18 protein-coding genes and 1 pseudogene are annotated in these 16,558 nt (G+C 63.6%); 11 read left to right on the forward strand and 8 right to left on the reverse strand.

Annotated features, from left to right (window positions below):
* Positions 1–105 (forward strand): annotated as a pseudogene (locus AC630_RS47540) (IS5/IS1182 family transposase); the annotation flags it as partial.
* 9 nt (positions 106–114) lie between these two features.
* Here the strand turns inward: AC630_RS47540 and AC630_RS39090 are convergent.
* Complete coding sequence (locus AC630_RS39090) at positions 115–2,580, reverse strand: TonB-dependent receptor (protein WP_074123683.1); 2,466 nt, start codon at positions 2,578–2,580, stop codon at positions 115–117.
* A gap of 162 nt (positions 2,581–2,742) precedes the next feature.
* Positions 2,743–4,101, reverse strand: a complete 1,359-nt coding sequence (locus AC630_RS39095; protein WP_074123684.1) for a histidine kinase — start codon at positions 4,099–4,101, stop codon at positions 2,743–2,745.
* A 194-nt stretch (positions 4,102–4,295) separates the two neighbouring features.
* Here AC630_RS39095 and AC630_RS39100 point away from each other — a divergent pair, with 194 nt between their 5' ends.
* Entirely contained in the window at positions 4,296–4,916 is a 621-nt protein-coding gene (locus tag AC630_RS39100) for a response regulator (protein ID WP_074123685.1), read from the forward strand.
* Positions 4,917–4,995: 79 nt separating this feature from the next.
* Positions 4,996–5,841, forward strand: coding sequence for an S-formylglutathione hydrolase (gene fghA / locus AC630_RS39105; protein ID WP_074123686.1), 846 nt, complete (start codon positions 4,996–4,998; stop codon positions 5,839–5,841).
* Between the two features lie 165 nt (positions 5,842–6,006).
* Here the strand turns inward: fghA and AC630_RS39110 are convergent, their stop codons facing one another.
* A complete protein-coding gene (locus AC630_RS39110; RefSeq protein WP_143198667.1) occupies positions 6,007–6,579 on the reverse strand; it encodes a DUF3280 domain-containing protein in 573 nt (190 codons plus the stop codon).
* A gap of 59 nt (positions 6,580–6,638) precedes the next feature.
* Between AC630_RS39110 and AC630_RS39115 the strand changes: the two genes are divergently transcribed.
* From AC630_RS39115 to AC630_RS39140, 6 genes are all read left to right on the forward strand, one after another.
* Positions 6,639–7,820, forward strand: a complete 1,182-nt coding sequence (locus AC630_RS39115) for a lanthanide ABC transporter ABC transporter substrate-binding protein PedA1 (protein WP_074123687.1) — start codon at positions 6,639–6,641, stop codon at positions 7,818–7,820.
* A gap of 8 nt (positions 7,821–7,828) precedes the next feature.
* The gene (locus tag AC630_RS39120) at positions 7,829–8,797 is read left to right on the forward strand and encodes a YVTN family beta-propeller repeat protein (protein WP_074123688.1); all 969 of its coding nucleotides are present in this window, start codon (positions 7,829–7,831) and stop codon (positions 8,795–8,797) included.
* Positions 8,794–9,600 (forward strand): lanthanide ABC transporter ATP-binding protein PedB/LutE, encoded by an 807-nt coding sequence (locus AC630_RS39125; RefSeq protein ID WP_074123689.1) that lies wholly within the window; start codon positions 8,794–8,796, stop codon positions 9,598–9,600. Before AC630_RS39120 ends, AC630_RS39125 begins: the two co-directional genes overlap by 4 nt.
* On the forward strand, positions 9,597–10,445 hold the full coding sequence (locus AC630_RS39130; RefSeq protein WP_074123690.1) for a lanthanide ABC transporter permease protein PedC: 849 nt from the start codon (positions 9,597–9,599) through the stop codon (positions 10,443–10,445). The genes AC630_RS39125 and AC630_RS39130 overlap by 4 nt, the downstream gene beginning before the upstream one ends.
* The gene (locus AC630_RS39135) at positions 10,442–11,068 is read left to right on the forward strand and encodes a hypothetical protein (RefSeq protein ID WP_074123691.1); all 627 of its coding nucleotides are present in this window, start codon (positions 10,442–10,444) and stop codon (positions 11,066–11,068) included. The genes AC630_RS39130 and AC630_RS39135 overlap by 4 nt, the downstream gene beginning before the upstream one ends.
* 137 nt (positions 11,069–11,205) lie before the next feature.
* Positions 11,206–11,505: a copper-binding protein gene (locus tag AC630_RS39140; protein WP_074123692.1), complete on the forward strand. Its 300-nt coding sequence runs from the start codon at positions 11,206–11,208 to the stop codon at positions 11,503–11,505.
* Between the two features lie 172 nt (positions 11,506–11,677).
* Here AC630_RS39140 and AC630_RS39145 read toward each other — a convergent pair whose 3' ends face one another.
* Positions 11,678–12,280 carry a PQQ-dependent catabolism-associated CXXCW motif protein gene (locus AC630_RS39145; protein ID WP_074123693.1) on the reverse strand — a complete coding sequence of 201 codons (603 nt, stop codon included), beginning with the start codon at positions 12,278–12,280 and terminating at the stop codon, positions 11,678–11,680.
* Positions 12,277–13,161, reverse strand: a complete 885-nt coding sequence (locus AC630_RS39150; protein ID WP_074123694.1) for a substrate-binding domain-containing protein — start codon at positions 13,159–13,161, stop codon at positions 12,277–12,279. The genes AC630_RS39145 and AC630_RS39150 overlap by 4 nt, the downstream gene beginning before the upstream one ends.
* 129 nt (positions 13,162–13,290) lie before the next feature.
* Between AC630_RS39150 and AC630_RS39155 the strand changes: the two genes are divergently transcribed.
* Together AC630_RS39155 and AC630_RS39160 are read left to right on the forward strand one after the other, a co-directional pair.
* Positions 13,291–14,217 carry a quinoprotein relay system zinc metallohydrolase 2 gene (locus AC630_RS39155; RefSeq protein ID WP_074123695.1) on the forward strand — a complete coding sequence of 309 codons (927 nt, stop codon included), beginning with the start codon at positions 13,291–13,293 and terminating at the stop codon, positions 14,215–14,217.
* A gap of 89 nt (positions 14,218–14,306) precedes the next feature.
* Positions 14,307–15,122, forward strand: a complete 816-nt coding sequence (locus tag AC630_RS39160; protein ID WP_074123696.1) for a quinoprotein dehydrogenase-associated SoxYZ-like carrier — start codon at positions 14,307–14,309, stop codon at positions 15,120–15,122.
* Positions 15,123–15,152: 30 nt separating this feature from the next.
* On the opposite strand, the gene AC630_RS44825 is transcribed toward AC630_RS39160, so the two are convergent.
* The 3 genes from AC630_RS44825 to AC630_RS39170 form a co-directional block, all read right to left on the reverse strand.
* On the reverse strand, positions 15,153–15,458 hold the full coding sequence (locus tag AC630_RS44825; protein WP_143198670.1) for a hypothetical protein: 306 nt from the start codon (positions 15,456–15,458) through the stop codon (positions 15,153–15,155).
* A 277-nt stretch (positions 15,459–15,735) separates the two neighbouring features.
* Positions 15,736–16,086 carry a hypothetical protein gene (locus AC630_RS39165; RefSeq protein ID WP_074123697.1) on the reverse strand — a complete coding sequence of 117 codons (351 nt, stop codon included), beginning with the start codon at positions 16,084–16,086 and terminating at the stop codon, positions 15,736–15,738.
* A 156-nt stretch (positions 16,087–16,242) separates the two neighbouring features.
* Positions 16,243–16,558: hypothetical protein (locus tag AC630_RS39170; RefSeq protein ID WP_074123698.1), on the reverse strand; the 316-nt coding region annotated here is incomplete at its 5' end.

Below are 16,558 nucleotides of genomic sequence, written 5' to 3' on the forward strand. Positions count from 1 at the left end.
CGCCTCAAGGATTTCCGACGTATCGCGACCCGCTATGACAAGCGAGCCGATATCTTCCTCTCCGCAATCCTCTTGGCTGCCGCACTCACTTGGTGGATCAATTGAGTCCGGACCCTAGAACGTTACCCGCATCCCCGCATAGAACGCGCGCGGCCTTGCCGGGCTGAGCGAACGCGGGTCGGTGAATTCCGCGCCGCCGTTGGCGAAATTGGGCAGGGCTTCCCTGTCGAAGAAGGTGCCGAGGGTCGAGTAGCGATTGTCGAAGATGTTGTTGACGCGACCGTAAATCTGGAGGTTCTTGGTGATCTGGTAGGAGGTGTGGAGGTTGAACACGGCGTAGGACGGCAGCTTCGGAAACTGGTTGGACTGGTCCTCGACGAAATACTGGCTCGAGACAAAGAGCGCGTCACCTCCGACCTTCCAAACATCGGTAACTGCATATTCGACGCTGGCCTTGATGAGGTGGCGCGGCAGGCGCGGAATCTGATTACCCGGCAAGACCTGGATATTGCCGTCGGCGTCGGCGAACGGACTGTTCGAGCCAAGCAGCAGCGCGTCGAGGAAGCGCGCATCAAGGAACGCATAGCTCGCCTGGAACTGAAGCACATTCGACTTCAGGCTCACCTCGGCTTCGATGCCCTGCCTGCGTGTCCGGCCGACGTTCTGGAAAAAGCCGAAGCCCGTCAGGCCCGGAATTGGGGTCGCGAGGATGTCGTCGTAATTGGTAGCCCGGAAGCCGCCGATCTTCCACCCGAAGGAGCCGATGTTCAATTCCTTGGTGCCGCGGAAGCCTGCTTCCACGGTCTTGGATACGACTTGCTGCAGTGGGGGGTCTGCGATCAGGAACTGCCCGATGATGCACGGCCTCGCCGGATCGGCACAGCCGAGTTCGAGTGGTGTCGGCACCCGATTGGCTTCGGAATAGCCCGCATAGGCGGTCACTTCAGACGTGATCTTGTAGGTGCCGCCGATGATGGGATTGAATCGATCGTATTGATGATCGCCATTGAGCGCGGTGCCAAGCTGATCCATCAGGGAGACATGGGCCGCATTGAACCGCCCGCCTGCCGTGACCGCAAAGCGATCGTCCACGTTGAACGTGTCGAGCGCATAGAGTCCCTGATATTGGTTGACGGTACGAAGCGACACGGGGCCAATCGATGTCGGCTCACCGGACGGGCCCAGGAATATGCCGCTGCCCGTGACGACATAGTTCGTGCCCACCGTTCCCAATTCTGCGCTACCGGTGAAACGAGTGCTGCTGACATCATAGCTCGCGCCGATCACGAAGCGGTTCTCATGACCGAACAGCTGGTCGCTGTTGGTCGCCTGCCCGGATACGCCAAAGGTGGTCGATCTCGTGCTGGTGCGATCGATCTCGCCGAGTATGGCACCCGGCGCAAAGGGATTGACGAGCTGAGCCCCATTCAGGCCGTTGGCCGGCGGTTGGAAGCCAGTCAAAGGGTTGACCTCGCCAAAGCAAAGCAGCGTCGCATCAGCGTCGCAGGGCTGGGCGTCGGTCGGGTTTCCATCGACGGTATTCTGTTTGAAGCCCCGCAAATGCGCCGTGCCCTCAAAGGTCCAGGTCGGCGTCGCCTCCACCTTGCCGGTCAGGTTGAGATAACCGACCTTGTTGGAAGTGGTTTGCGGAGTTGTATAGGTCGCACCCCAATATTGCTGGAGCAATTCGGCCGGAACAGTGCTGGGTCCTGCCAGGGAATTGTTGGCGAGGCCCATGTTGAGGTGGAATTCGTTGCCTTCAAACCGATACCCGACATCGCCATAGAAGCGCCGGACGTCGGATGCCGAGAAATTGCGGAAGCCATTGTCGTGAATGCCTTCGAGCGCTCCGTAGACCGCCCAGTTGTTGTCGACCTGCTTGCCCCATTGCGCAGAACCCTGGATCCGGCCGAATGAGCCGCCCATGATATCGATCTCGGCACCTTGATAGTTGAAGCCGTTCTTCATCTGCAGATCGATGGCGCCGCCGAGCGCATTGAGGCCGAATGCCGGATTGTTGGTCACGACCACTGCCGATCGGATTGCTGCCGTCGGGATCAGATCCCAATTGACGATGTCGGAAAACGCTTCGTTGATGCGTACGCCGTTCTGGTAGACGGCGAGGCCCTGCGGCGTGCCGGCCAGGGGTGAAGCGACGAAGCCGCGAAACTGCACATCGGGTTGGAAGGGATTGCCGGTCACCTCATTGATGCTGAGACCGGGCACGTACTGCTGCAGGGCAACGGCGATATCCGGCGAGGCAGTGCGCTTGATCTGGCTAGCATCGACGGCGTTGATGGCTGACGGAACCTTGTCGACATCGAGACCTCTGCCGGTGCCCGGCGAGGTCGGGTAGACGTAAAGGCGTGTCTTGGGGCTGGCAGACGACGGCGCTCCCGCTCGCGCGACTGGCCGCGTTGGCGCGGTGCGCCGTGCCGTCGACGGCGGCGGCGCCGTCACCTCGACCGGCGGCAGGTTCTGGACGTTGGTCTCTTCATCCTGCGCGGCCCCCGCACCTGATGCAAAGACCAGCCCCAGCCCGGTCGAAACCGACGCCATCAACAAACGACGCTTGCCCATCCCTGCCTTCCATCCGTCACCACCGGCTGTTTTGATTTTCGCCGTTTGGTTGGAACAAGTGTAATCGGCAGCAGCTCACGCGCCAGCCACAAAAGGTCGGACCGTATCCACACCCGTTTTCCCGTCCAAATCGGGAATTTTTCCCGATCGCATTCCGCGCGCTCAGGCTGCCGCCGTAGGAACCAGCGCCTCGACGGTCAGGCCGCCATCGCCGGAGACGACGTTGAGCGTGCCCCCCAGAGCCAGAATGCGCTCGCGCATGCCGACGAGGCCGAAGCCGAGCTTCTGGCCCGGCTCCATGCCGCGGCCATTGTCGCTGACCCGCACCCGGGCGCAGCCGCGACCGTCGTGACCCGCCTGCTCCACGGGTTCGATGACGACATTGACCGAGGTCGCGCCGGCGTGGCGGAACACGTTGGTGAGTGCCTCCTGCACGATGCGGTAGATCGTGAGGTCAGCGGTCTCGCCGGTGACCCCAAGCGCCGGCGAGATCGTGGTTTCGATTCTGACATCGGGATGCGACTCCCGCCACAGCCGCGACAGCGATTCCAGCGCCTGACGCAGGCCAAGCTCGGCAAGGCCCACGGGCCGGAGGCGCTCCAGCACCCGGCGATTGAACTGCTGGAGCGCATTGATCTGCTCCATCATGGCACTGCCATGCTTGCGCACGGCCTCCGCGCTCGGCGCGCGCCCGTCGGCCTGCTTTGCCAGCGCATTGGCATGCGCGCGCAGCGAGAACAGATACGGCCCGAACTCGTCATGGAGCTCGCGCGCGATCTCCTTGCGCTCCACGTCCTGGAGCGACACCGCACGCTCGGCAAGGAGCCGCTTTTCTTCCACCGCCTCGCCGAGTGTTGCCGCAAGATGATTGAGCTTGGTGCAGATCGCGGCGAGCTCAGGCGCGCCGCCCGGAACGACACGGACATCGTAACGCCCGCCCTCGATCTCGGCCATGGCTTGCGCCAGGGATTGCAGCGGGGTGAGCGCGCGGCCGACCACTGTCATCATCACCAGGAACAGGACGAGCGCGACCACCGAGCCGACCTCGAGCTGGGTCACGATGCCATCCCAGATCTCGGCAATCTCGTCATTGGGGTGCGAGGTGATCACAAGCGAGCCGGGCTTGCCGTGGATAGAGACGGGCACGCTCACCGCGGTCTGCTCGGGATGAACCAGGCTGACGAACCAGGCTGGCGGCCCGCGCGTGTCGTCATCGGCGTCCGCGCGCGGCTGCGTCAGCGGGTTCCCGCCGGCGTCCCGAAGCGCGATGCTGACATGGCGAAGGCGGCTGACATCGCGCGCGATCTGGTTCAGCCGCGCATCCGGATCGGGCGCCTCGTTGAGATCCGCCACGATCATATCGATGAATTCGCGCGCGAGCCGGATCACGCTCTGGTCCTCCGCCTGCACGCGCGGCCCGGCCGCCGCGACCTGGCGGCCGATATTGACGGCGAGCCCGAGCGCCAATAGCAGCGCCAGCAACAGGTTGATGCGCGCGCGCAAGGATAGATTTTGCCACATTGGTGCCGCCTGCTACCTGCGAAGGTTTGCTCGCACCTGTCCGATGACGTTGACAGAGACGAAGCGCCCGATATCTAATCGGAAGCGTACAGCAATCCCGGGCGGGTTGCATGACCCGACATGAGACACGCGCATCCTGCTCGTTCGGCATCATGCGGCGGAAAAACAGGCCGGCGCTGTCACGGGGAACGCCTATGCGCATTCTGATCGTCGACGATCATCCTATCGTCGCCTCCGGCTGCCGTGCCGTGCTGGCCGACGAGGGCGAGATCGAGATCCTGGAGGCCGCCGACGCCGAAGACGGCGAATGCGTCTTCATTGTCGAGCGCCCCGACCTCTGCATCATCGACATCAACCTGCCGACCGTCTCCGGCTTCGAGCTCGCGCGCCGCATCCTCGGGCGCGCGCCCGAGGCCCGGATCATCATGTTCAGCATGAACGACGATCCCGCCTTTGCCGCGCGTGCGATCGAGTGCGGGGCCAAGGGCTACGTATCGAAGACCGGCGATCCCGATGATCTCGTCGAGGCAATCCGCACCGTCGGAGGCGGCGGCACTTATCTGCCGAGCGCGATCGCACGCAGCATTGCCTTTGCGGGACCGACGCTCGCGCAAAATCCGCTGTCCAAGCTGAATGCGCGCGAGATGGAGATCCTGCGGCTGCTCAGCGCCGGAAAGAGCCTGTCCGAGATCGCCTGGCTGGTGCAATCGTCGTACAAGACGGTGGCCAACACTTCCTCGATCATGCGACAGAAGCTCGGCGTGAAGACGTCGGTCGAGCTGGTGCGGCTGGCGATCGACAGCGGCGTTGCCTGACGAAGCGCACCGGCCGCCACAAATTCGGTCACACAAACTTGCAATGTAGATGTGGCCAGGTGCCACGGAGCGTGAAGGCATGACAATTCAGACTGTCTCGACCAACAAATCCTATGGCGGCGTGCAGGGCGTGTACCGGCACGCCAGCCAGGCGACCGGAACCGACATGGTGTTCTCGGTCTATGTTCCCCCGCATGCCGATGGCGCCAAGCTCCCCGTGGTCTGGTATCTGTCCGGGCTCACCTGCACGCATGCCAACGTCACCGAGAAGGGCGAATTCCGCAAAGCCTGTGCCGAGCTCGGCCTGATCTTCGTGGCGCCCGACACCAGCCCGCGCGGGCCCGATGTGCCCGGTGATGCCAACAACGCCTATGATTTCGGCCTGGGAGCCGGCTTCTATGTCGACGCGACAGAGCAGCCGTTCGCACGCAACTATCGCATGTGGAGCTACGTCACTGACGAGCTGCCGAAGCTCGTGGCGGAGAACTTTCCGGTCGACGCCAGGCGGCAATCGGTGATGGGCCATTCCATGGGCGGCCACGGCGCGCTGACGGTGGCGCTGCGCAACCCGCACCGCTATCGCGCGGCAAGCGCCTTCGCGCCGATCGTGGCGCCGTCGCAGGTGCCCTGGGGCATCAAGGCGTTGACCGGCTATCTCGGACCCAACAAGGATGCCTGGCGCAACCATGACACGGTGGCGCTGATCGAGGACGGCGCGAAGTTCTCCGGCTTCCTTGTCGATTACGGTGATGCCGACAATTTCCTGAAAGAGCAGCTCAAGCCGGAGCTGCTGCAGGCGGCCTGCACCAAGGCCAACGTCCCGCTGACGCTGCGGCGGCAGGCGGGCTACGACCACAGCTACTATTTCATCTCGACGTTCATGAGCGACCATTTGCACTGGCACGCGGCGAGGCTGACGGCGTGACAGCGGCCTCTCCTTCCCCTCTCCCCGTTCTTACGGGGAGAGGGTTGGGGTGAGGGGCTGCCTCTGCAAAGACGGTGAGAGACGGACTCGCGGAGACTCCCCCTCACCCGTAATTTGCTTGCGCAAATTCCGGCCTCTCCCCGCACGCGGGGAGAGGCGAAAAACCTACTGCGGCTTCCCGTAATTCGGCGCCAGCAACCGGTTGCGGATCAGATAGCTCATGGTGCGCGACCAGGATTCGTCGGTGTTGCCGCGCATGTCGGCGCTGGCGGCGGTGATCATGTTGCCGGTCTTCACGTCGCGCAGGTAGATGTTGAGGTTGACGATCAGGTTCGAGACTTTCTGCACCACGCCGGTGATCTCGATATCAGCGCCGAGCTGCCCGGCGAGCTTGAGGTCGCAGCCGCCGCAGGCCTGCAGATTGGCGTGACGGGCAGCATCCCGGACAGGTGCGATATCGAGCACCTGGAACCGGCCTGAGTCGGTCAGTTCCTTGCGCAACTGCTCGCTGATGCGCTCGAGCCGCGCCTCTTCAGGCTTGGAGCCATAGAACTCGCCGGGCAGGCTGGTGTCGACCAGTTCGAAATCGAACACCGCGAGTTTCGGCGGGTCGGCGAACGCGGCCGAACCCGTCAACAGCAAAACGATAATCGATAGCAATGCTCGCATGATCGTGATTCCGGCTCGTCGCGTCGCGACGACCAAATGCGGGGTTGCAAGCCCGGCCAAATCGGTCATGCTTTAGCAGAGACAATTCTCCACCGGCGGTCAAGCCGGGGGGATCGTCAGGAGGAAACATGATCCGATGGTTGGCCGGCCTGATCGGCTTGAGTCTGGTTGCGACGCAGGCATGCGCGGCCGACCCAGTCACGATCGGCATCGGCTATCTCGGCGTCGCCGGCACCAGATCGACGCTGTCGCTGGTCGAGCAGCCCGCGGAGAATGACGGCGTTGCCGGCGCCAAGATCGCGATCGAGGACAACAACACCACGGGCAAATTCCTCAACCAGCGCTTTACGCTGGAAGAACGCCGCATCAAGGAGAGCGAAGATCCGGTTCAGGCTGCGACCGCGCTCGCCGAGCACAACAGCTTCATCATCACCGACCTGCCGGCCGATGCACTGGTGAAGGTCGCGGATGCCTTGCGCGACCGCGGCACGCTGCTGTTCAACGCCGGTGCGATCGACGAGCGGCTACGCGAGGCCGATTGCCGCGCCAACGTCATCCACACCGCCCCGACACGATCGATGCTGGCGGATGCGCTCGGCCAGTATCTGGTGTGGAAGCAGTGGAAGCGCTGGCTGCTCGTGGTCGGCTCGCATGACGAGGACAAGCTGTTCGCCGATGCGCTGAGGCGCACCGCAACGCGGTTCGGCGCCAAGATCGTGCAGGAGCGCACCTTCGAGGACAAGGGCGGCGCGCGCCGGACCGATAGCGGCGTGACGCTGATCCAGCGCCAGATGCCAGTATTCACGCAACAGGCGCCGGCCTACGACGTGCTGGTCGCCGCCGACGAGAGCGAGGTGTTCGGCGCCTACCTGCCCTATCGCACCTGGGATCCGCGCCCCGTCGCCGGCTCGGCCGGCCTCGTGCCGCGAAGCTGGGATGCCGCGCAGGACCAGTGGGGCGCAATCCAGATGCAGAACCGCTTCATCAAGCTGAACTCGCGGCGGATGACCGCGCTCGACATGCAGGTATGGACGGCAGTGCGGATGATCGGCGAAGCGACCTCGCGCACGAATTCAGGCGACGTCAAGAAGGTGACCGATTTCATCAAGGGCCCGGATTTCTCGATCGCCGCGTTCAAGGGCACGCGGCTGACCGTGCGCGACTGGAACCTGCAGCTGCGCCAGCCGATCCTGCTGGTCGACGGCCGCATGGTGGTGTCGGTGTCGCCGCAGGAAGGGTTTCTGCACCAGGTCTCGGAGCTCGACACGCTCGGCTATGACCGCCCGGAGAGCAAATGCAAGCTGAAGTGAGAACGCAGATGTTGCGCATGTGGCGTGTGGGGTTGCTGTCCGGGCTGGCGCTCGCGGCGGCACCCGCCCATGCGTTCATCGCCTATGTCTCGAACGAGAAGGGCAACACGGTGTCCGTGATCGACACCGAGAGCTGGACGGTGACCAAGACCATCAAGGTCGGCCAGCGCCCGCGCGGCATCGAGTCCACGCGCGACGGCAAGTTCGTGATGGTCGCGGTCGGCGATGACGACACCATCCAGGTGATCGACGCCAAGACGCAAGCCGTGGTGGACACCCTGCCCTCCGGCCCGGACCCTGAATTGTTCACCCAGGATGCCGCCGGCAAGGTGCTCTATGTCGCCAACGAGAACGACAACACGGTGACCGTGATCGACCTCGAAAAGCGCGCACGCCTCGGCGACATCCAGGTCGGCGTCGAGCCCGAGGGCATGACCATCAGCCCCGACGGCAAAACGCTGATCAACACGTCGGAAACGACCAACATGGCGCATTTCATCGACACCACTTCGCGCCAGATCGTCGCCAACGTGCTGGTCGACGCGCGGCCGCGCTTTGCCGAGTTCAAGCACGACGCTTCCGAATTGTGGGTATCCTCGGAGATCGGCGGCACGGTCTCGATCATCGATCCCGTGAAGCACGAGGTGATCGGCAAGGTCACGTTCGAGATTCCGGGCCTGCGCCGCGAGGCGATCCAGCCGGTCGGCATCGGCATGACCAAGGACGACAAGACCGCCTTCGTCGCGCTCGGCCCCGCCAACCGCATCGCCGTGATCGATACCGCGACACGCAAGGTGACGAAATATCTGCTGGTGGGACAGCGCGTCTGGCACATGGCGTTCACGCCGGACGAGAAATATCTTCTCACCACCAACGGTGTGTCGAACGACATTTCCGTCATCGACGTCGCCGCGCAAAAAGTGATCAAGACCATTCAGGTGGGCGAACTGCCCTGGGGCATCACGATCGCGCCATGACCAGCCCTGCTCCCATCGCCGAACAGCGCGAGACGCCAAGGCCCGATCCGGCGGCGGTGCCGGCGCTCGCGATCGACGACGTCAGCCATGCTTACGGCCCGCGCCGGGCGCTGATCGACGTCTCCTTCAACGTGCAGCCTGCGAGCTTCACCGCGTTGCTTGGCCTGAACGGCGCGGGCAAGAGCACGCTGTTCTCGCTCGTCACGCGCCTGTTCGGCATTCAGACCGGCCGTGTCGGCATTTTCGGACACGACATCAGCAAAAGCCCCGGCGAGGCGCTGCGGCTGCTCGGCGTCGTGTTCCAGCCGCGCACGCTCGATCTCGATCTGTCGCTGACTCAGAACCTGCTCTATCACGCCGCGCTTCACGGCATCAGCCGGCGCGATGCCGCCGCGCGCAGCGCCGAGCTGCTCGGCCGCATCGGGCTTGCCGACCGCGCCGGCAGCAAGGTGCGCGATCTCTCCGGCGGGCAGATGCGACGGCTGGAGATCGCGCGAGCGCTGCTGCACCGGCCGCGCCTGTTGCTGCTGGACGAGCCGACCGTCGGTCTCGACGTCAAGGCGCGCGCCGACATCATCAGCCACGTCCGCCAGCTCGTGACCGAACAAGGCATCGGCGTGCTCTGGGCGACGCATCTGTTCGACGAGATCATGGCCGGGGACGACCTCGTGGTGCTGCACCAGGGCAAGGTTCTGGCGCAGGGGCCGATGAGCCGCGTCATCACGGAGGCCGGCGCGCAGGACGTCAACACCGCCTTCATGCGCCTGACCGGCGCACAAACCATCCCGGGAGGCGGCGCATGAGCAGCATCACCACCCGCGACACGCCGCGCGGTTTCTCGTTACAGGAGTACATGACGTGCCTCACCGGCATCGTCTGGCGCGAGGGCCTGCGCTTCCTGCATCAGCGCGAGCGTTTCGTCTCGGCGCTGGTACGACCGCTGGTGTGGCTGTTCATCTTCGCCGCCGGCTTCCGCCAGGTGCTCGGCATCTCGATCATCCCGCCCTACGAGACCTACATCCTCTACGAGGTCTATATCGCACCGGGGCTGATGGCGATGATCCAGCTCTTCAACGGCATGCAGTCCTCGCTCTCGATGGTCTATGACCGCGAGATGGGCAATATGCGCACACTGCTGGTAAGCCCGCTGCCGCGCGGGTTCCTGCTGTTCTGCAAGCTGCTCGCAGGCACCGCGGTATCGCTGCTCCAGGTCTATGCGTTCCTGCTGATCGCCTGGTTCTGGGACATCACGCCGCCGCCGTCAGGCTATCTCACCGTGTTGCCGGCGCTGATCCTGTCCGGGCTGATGCTGGGCTCGCTCGGGATGCTGATCTCCTCCGGAATCAAGCAGCTGGAAAACTTCGCCGGTGTGATGAACTTCGTGATCTTCCCGATGTTCTTTGCGTCATCGGCGCTCTATCCGCTCTGGCGGGTGCAGGAAGGCAGCCCCTATCTCTACTATGTCTGCCAAGCCAATCCGTTCACCCATGCGGTCGAGCTGATCCGCTTCGCGCTGTACGGACAGGTCAACTGGATTTCGCTGGCGGTGGTGGCCGGCTGCACGATCGTCTTCATGATCGGCGCGATCTATGCCTATGATCCCTCGCGCGGGCTCGCGCGGCGGGGTCCTGCGGGAGGCGAAGGATGAGATCAGCGATCGTGACCATGGCCGCTCTCTTATCGACCTTTGCGCTCGCGCTGTCGGGCACGGCCGCGCGCGCGGCCGATCCGCGCTATCCCGACTGGCCCTGCACGCAGGCCAAGGTCCCGGACATCTCGCTCGCCGCCGTCTGGGCCGGCCCGGCGCTCGACGACGCAGAGACCAAGTGGAGGGACGATGCGAAAATCAGCGCGCTGGTCTCAAAACTGGCGGCGCGCAAGACGCCGCTGGACGAGGCCGAGAAGTTCGTGAAGGAATTTCTGACCGGCTCCGCGGCCGACAAGACCGCGAACGCCAAACTCCTGTTCGCGGGCCTGTTCGACACGCTCAATGCCCAGCGCTCCCAGGTCATGAACGGGCTCGAACGTGTCAGCCGGAAGCAGCGCGAGGCCGCCGACAAGATCCGCGAGGAGACCATTCAGCTCCAGGCCCTCCAGGACGCGACGCCGCGCGACGACACCAAGGTCGAGGCGATGAGCAACCAGTTGATCTGGGAGACCCGCATTTTCGAGGACCGCCGCAAGGTGGTGCGCTTCGTCTGCGAGGTTCCGACCACGATCGACCAGCGGCTGTTCGCACTCGGACGCGTGATTCAACAGGAAATGGAATAGCGTCAGTCCCGCTGACGGCTCGCGAAAAGTTCCCGGATCGGCCCAGGGATCGGCAACCTTCTGCCGCGCTATCTGCCGGAACCAAATCGATCTAGGATGGCTTGTCGAAGTGAACTCCAAGACGTCGGGAGGCCTCGATGGGAACAGCAAGATTCATCTTCGCGGGCAGTGCGGCCCTCAGCATGCTCGCAACCGCCGCTTTCGCTGACGACATGACTGGAATGGTCACGCGGATTGATCGGCTCAACAACACGATCTCGATCCAGGAGATGCAGAAGGGCACGGTCGGCGGCAGCACAGGCAGCGCCGGTGCGCTCCAGGAGTACAAGGCCAAGGACGCCGCGATGTTAGAAGCCGTCCATGCCGGCGACAGGGTGACCTATTCTGCGACCGACACCAACGGCACAGGCACGCTGACCAAGCTGCAAAAGCAGTAGCGCTGGGATCCTCAGTCTCATTGCGGCCGTCCTTCGAGACGCCCGCCTTTGGCGGGCTCCTCAGGATGAGGTCTGGTTTCGCGGCGAGATGTTAGACCCTCATGGTGAGGAGACCGCGAAGCGGTCGTCTCGAACCACAAGGCCACCGCTGACGCGGCTTGGTTCAATCAGCTCACTGCTCAGGGCGCGGCTCCGGCTGCACCTCGTCGGTGGGAAGCTTGGCGTGCTCCCAGCCATCGGTCCCTTCCGGATACCAGGCGACGTTGGAATAGCCGTAACCCAGCGCGCGCCTGGCGGCGTTCCACGACATCCAGCAATCAGCGAGGCAATAGATCACGAGCAGCGCGGCCTTGTCGCCGCGCGACGCGCGCGCGAGGCCGCGCTGGAAATAGTCATCCATGGCGGGCGGCAGCGTGCCGTAGCCGGTGTCCGACAGCCATATGCTGCCGGGAATGTCTTTGCGCGGCATATCGCGCCAGACGGTGCCTTCGGGCAGGTTCTTCGGCTTCGGAGGCCGTGGCAGCACGTCGATGAAGGCGCCGCGCTTCGCGCGCCAGATCGCTTCCGCCTCCGCCGTCGTCAGCACGTGCGCGCCGGCGAGCGTCGCCGGCACCGGCGCCCGGTAATTGTCGTTGCGATATCCCGCGGGCTCGAATGGCTCCTGCTGCCGCGCCAAATCCTGTTGCGCCAAGCCCTGTTGCGCCAAGCCCTGTTGTGCCACGCCCGGCACTGCCAGCAAGGCGGCGACGAGCGCAGCGGCAAGAGGCCGCCTCATGGCGTCTTCTTGGCTGTCTCAGCGCCGAGCGGCCGATCACTCTCGTCGAGTAGCGGTACGCCGTACTCGAGCAGGATCTTGTTGATCTCGCCCTGGTTCTCCTGGATCAGCTTGTTGAGCTGCCGCTTCCAGTTCTGGTCGGCGGCACGCACGCCCATGCCGATGCGATAGACCAGCTTCGGCCCCGTGGTTTCCTTCACCAGCGGCGTGACATGAAGCGAAGAGCCAGCCTTCTTCGCATAGAAGCCGGCCATCGGTCCCCACAGCACGCCGGCATCGATCTTGCCGGCTGCAAGGTCGTCGATCATGGCCTGCGCCGAATTGTCGAAGCGGGTGTCGATCATCAGCGGGTAAGGCTTCGCATCGCCCATCAGCCCGGCGATCGCCATGTTGGTCGCCGGCGGCGTGCCGGCGACGATGCCGACATGCTTGCCCTTCAACCTCGGGTCCTCGAGCGTATCGACGTCCTCGAGCCCGCTGCCGGCCTTCGCAACCAGCGCATAGGTCGTGCGGTAATAGGGATTGGTGCCCTGCACGAGGTCGTCGCCTTGCGGGAAGCCCATGATGACGTCGCAGCGATGCGAGCCCAGCGTCATGCGCACGAAGCCGGTGGCCTGCGGGAAGAAGACGTAGTCGAGCTTCTTCTGCAGCTTGTCGGCGAACAACTCGGCAAGCTTGTTCTCGAACCCCTCGCCCTTCTCGTTCGAGAACGGCAGATTGCGCGGGTCGGCGCAGACGCGCAGCACCTTGGGATCGACCAGTTCGAAGGAGAGGTCGCCACTATCGTTCGTCTGCGCGACGGCGACGTCACCGAACGTGCAGGACGCAGCCAGGACCCATAGAGAAATCATCCAGCGACGATGTCGTCCGGCCTCCGTCATCGCGCTTCCTCCATATTTTGTTCGAATGCTATCCATGCAACGCACGACGCGCCATGTTTGGCCAAACTTTGCGCTGGCTTCACTTTGTTGCAGTGCAATGCAGAAAACCCTTTGAACTGAGGCGGAAAAGTGTCTCGCATCGCTCTAGTGATCACAGCCTTTTCCCTGCTCGGACTCGCGACGCTAGCACGCGCCGGGACGGCCGAATTGCCTGTGAGCGAAGTCGCGCCGGGAATCTTCGTACACTCCGGGACCATCGCCCTGATGACCCGCGAGAACGAAGGCGACATCGCCAATGTCGGCTTCATTGTCGGCGAGGATGCGGTGGCCGTGATCGACACCGGCGGCAGTCTCCGCGAGGGCGAGGCGCTGCTGGCGGCCGTGCGGGCTCGCACCAGCAAACCGATCCGCTACGTCATCAATACCCACGGCCATCCCGATCATCTCTTCGGCAACGGCGCCTTTGTCGCGGAGGGAACCAGTTTCGTCGGCCACAGCAAACTGCCGCAGGCGCTGGCGACGCGCGGCCCCTACTATCTCGACAATTTTCGTCGCATCATGGGCGGCGATCTGGTCGATCCCGTGAAGATCGTGCCGCCGACCCTGCTGGTCACGGACACGCTGACGCTGGATCTCGGATCGCGCCGCCTCGCCTTGCGGGCCTGGCCCCCCGGGCACAGCGACAGCGATTTGACCGTGTTCGACGAGACGACGAAAACGCTTTTCGCCGGCGACCTCGTCTTCCTCCGCCATGTCCCGGTGATGGACGGCAGCATTCGCGGCTGGCTCGGCACGCTCAGGGAACTCGAGAGCATCCCGGCGCAGCGTGTCGTTCCCGGTCACGGCCCAGTGAGCGAATGGCCTGAAGCGTTGGCCAATGAACGGCGTTATCTCATGGCGCTGCTCGCCGATGTCCGGGCGTCGAACAAAAAGGGCGAGCCGATCAGAACCGCCGCGGACAAGGCGGCCGCCTCGGAACGGCCGCACTGGGAGCTGTTCGACGATTACAACGCCCGCAACGCAACCGCAGCATTTTCGGAAATTGAATGGGAATAGCGGGCGCGCTACGCTGGTTGGGATCGGCTTCGCCGACCCGGGGATCAGCTACGCTGACCAGACTGCTTCGTCCGTGCGGGACCACGACCATGATGGGATATACACGCCGCCTGACCTTGATCGCCGCACTACTCGGCATCGTTGCCGTGCCGGCAAGTGCCGAAGAGGCCTACGATCCCTGGCCGGGGCTGGTGCAGGACATCTTCAGCAGCCGTCCGATGAACGACGGCGGCGACGTCATCGGCATCGAGATGCCTTATCGCGCCGAGGACGCGGCCATCGTGCCGGTGACCTTGCGCAGCAAGCTGTCACCGGGCGATGCCCGCCGCATCCGCTCGATCACGCTGGTGATCGATCGTAACCCGGCGCCGATGGCGGCGAAGTTCGAGCTCGGATCGGATGCCAACGTCACGGAAATCTCCACCCGCGTTCGCGTCAACAACTACACCGACGTCCATGCGGTTGCCGAGCTCAGCGACGGCCAACTCTACGTCGCCAAGACCTATGTGAAGGCCTCCGGCGGCTGCTCGGCGCCGGCAGCAAAGAATGCCGAGGAGGCGCAGAACCGGCTCGGCCAGATGCGTTACCGGCAATTCGCGCGTGAGGAGGCGCCCGCCAGCCGCGTGCGCGAAGCGCAGATCATGATCGGCCATCCCAACAATTCGGGCCTGCAGATGGACCAGGTCACGCAGCTCTATCTTCCCGCCTTCTTCATCAACCAGCTGAAGCTGACGCAGGACGACAGCCCCGTGCTGTCGATGGAAGGCGGCATCTCGATCTCGGAAGATCCCAATCTGCGCTTCACCTATGTGTCGAACGGCGCCAAGCGTTTCCGCGCCGAGGCAAAGGACACGGATGGGCATGTGTTCCGCAACGAGTGGGATGTGGAGAAGCCGGGAACGTAAGACACGCCACTTGCGCTGATGCCCCCTCCGTCACATGCCACTCCCTCCTCCACCGCCGCCACCGCCGCCGCCACCAGCTTGTCGGGAAGCTTCGAGGTCTCTGTCTGAGCGACCGGGCGCGCCAGGCGCGTAACCGTAAGCGCCCGGATAGCCCTTGTTCGATCCCACCGTTTGCATTTCCCGCAGCGGAGCGTAGCCGGGGACACTCGGGTGATGTTTCTTGGAGATCATCCTGTGCTGACCAGGTGCCTCCTTGCCCGGCACACCCTGCGCAAGCGCGGCCGGTGCAGCCGCGATGAGAGCCGCGGCAGAAAGTGCGATGATAGTCTTCTTCACTTTTCGGTCCTCCCTCGTTGGAACGAAAGAGCCTGCGTAGAGGACCAAAACTATGCCCGCTCCGTGAACCGCCGCATCACGCTACGGTGAAAGCGTATCACTTCACCGTGGCGGTGCCGCCTCAATTGAGGCCTACGGCAGCCCAACGGACGGCCATGTCCGCTTGCCTCGCGAAGGCGAACATCATGGAGGTCAAGTCGAGTGTCCGAGAGGGGCCATCTGCTGACTCATGCACCGCAGCAATAGGCGTATATGGGTGGCAAGAGAGGCATTCTCGTCAGTGCCTCGTGCGGCGCTCATCTTTGATAGAAATCGAGTCCACGCCATCGACTCGGCTCATGATGCGTAAGAGAACAAGTTCCGGATGTCGTGCGGCGGCCTTCAGTGCTTCCGCTAGTCTCTCGGCGTCGGGAAGGTTAGGTGCACTCCAATGGAAATCGACCATGCCTTGATACTCTGTTGACTCGTAGGGCTCAGCCACCGCAGCGTCCAGTACCTCTGCTTTGAGCGCCGCAAACTTGTCGGTCTTGCGCAGCCAGACGACTACCGAGAAATCTGGAAGACGAGGCATTGGCTTACCCTTCATAGTTTCTTGCACATGGCTTCTAGCCTGCTCGATAACAGTCAACGAGTTCGTTCGTCCGGGCGGAATTCCAGCTTTCAACAGGTAAGGATGGCCTTCTGCTGTACCCTTGCAAGCGGACCTGCGCGCCTCATCAACGCAGGTCTCAGAAGGGCCATGAGCCGACGTCGCTCCAATCCAGCGCGATACTTGTCAGGCTTCTTAGCGGCCGTAAGGGAAGCAGCGGTGGCGATCGAGTGTGAGACCGAAATGCGCTCCCAGCGCAGCGATGGCCGCGTCCTGCTCAGGATAAGGATCGGCATTGGATGGGGCAACGATGATGATCCGGAACCTGCCGCGATCCTTGCCACCCGGTGGCAGCATCGCTGTAGCCAGTGCATTGCCCTCCCTGTCGCGCAACGTGAGGAAAACTGGCATCTCTCGCCGTACATGGGCCTCGAGGCCGATGTCGCGCTCGATCGCGTTGGGCCGCTCCGGACGCCAGGACTGGACTGCCTTCTCCCGCTCGATGCGGAAA

It is taken from the genome of Bradyrhizobium sp. AS23.2 (genome assembly GCF_001908185.1).
In the GTDB taxonomy this organism is placed as follows: Bacteria; Pseudomonadota; Alphaproteobacteria; order Rhizobiales; family Xanthobacteraceae; genus Bradyrhizobium.

Coding starts and splice junctions, on each gene's coding strand:
- AC630_RS39090 (WP_074123683.1), bottom strand. CDS start 2,580: ATGGGCAAGCGTCGTTTGTTGATGGCGTCGGTTTCGACCGGGCTGGGG.
- AC630_RS39095 (WP_074123684.1), bottom strand. CDS start 4,101: ATGTGGCAAAATCTATCCTTGCGCGCGCGCATCAACCTGTTGCTGGCG.
- AC630_RS39100 (WP_074123685.1), top strand. CDS start 4,296: ATGCGCATTCTGATCGTCGACGATCATCCTATCGTCGCCTCCGGCTGC.
- fghA (WP_074123686.1), top strand. CDS start 4,996: ATGACAATTCAGACTGTCTCGACCAACAAATCCTATGGCGGCGTGCAG.
- AC630_RS39110 (WP_143198667.1), bottom strand. CDS start 6,579: ATGACCGATTTGGCCGGGCTTGCAACCCCGCATTTGGTCGTCGCGACG.
- AC630_RS39115 (WP_074123687.1), top strand. CDS start 6,639: ATGATCCGATGGTTGGCCGGCCTGATCGGCTTGAGTCTGGTTGCGACG.
- AC630_RS39120 (WP_074123688.1), top strand. CDS start 7,829: ATGTTGCGCATGTGGCGTGTGGGGTTGCTGTCCGGGCTGGCGCTCGCG.
- AC630_RS39125 (WP_074123689.1), top strand. CDS start 8,794: ATGACCAGCCCTGCTCCCATCGCCGAACAGCGCGAGACGCCAAGGCCC.
- AC630_RS39130 (WP_074123690.1), top strand. CDS start 9,597: ATGAGCAGCATCACCACCCGCGACACGCCGCGCGGTTTCTCGTTACAG.
- AC630_RS39135 (WP_074123691.1), top strand. CDS start 10,442: ATGAGATCAGCGATCGTGACCATGGCCGCTCTCTTATCGACCTTTGCG.
- AC630_RS39140 (WP_074123692.1), top strand. CDS start 11,206: ATGGGAACAGCAAGATTCATCTTCGCGGGCAGTGCGGCCCTCAGCATG.
- AC630_RS39145 (WP_074123693.1), bottom strand. CDS start 12,280: ATGAGGCGGCCTCTTGCCGCTGCGCTCGTCGCCGCCTTGCTGGCAGTG.
- AC630_RS39150 (WP_074123694.1), bottom strand. CDS start 13,161: ATGACGGAGGCCGGACGACATCGTCGCTGGATGATTTCTCTATGGGTC.
- AC630_RS39160 (WP_074123696.1), top strand. CDS start 14,307: ATGATGGGATATACACGCCGCCTGACCTTGATCGCCGCACTACTCGGC.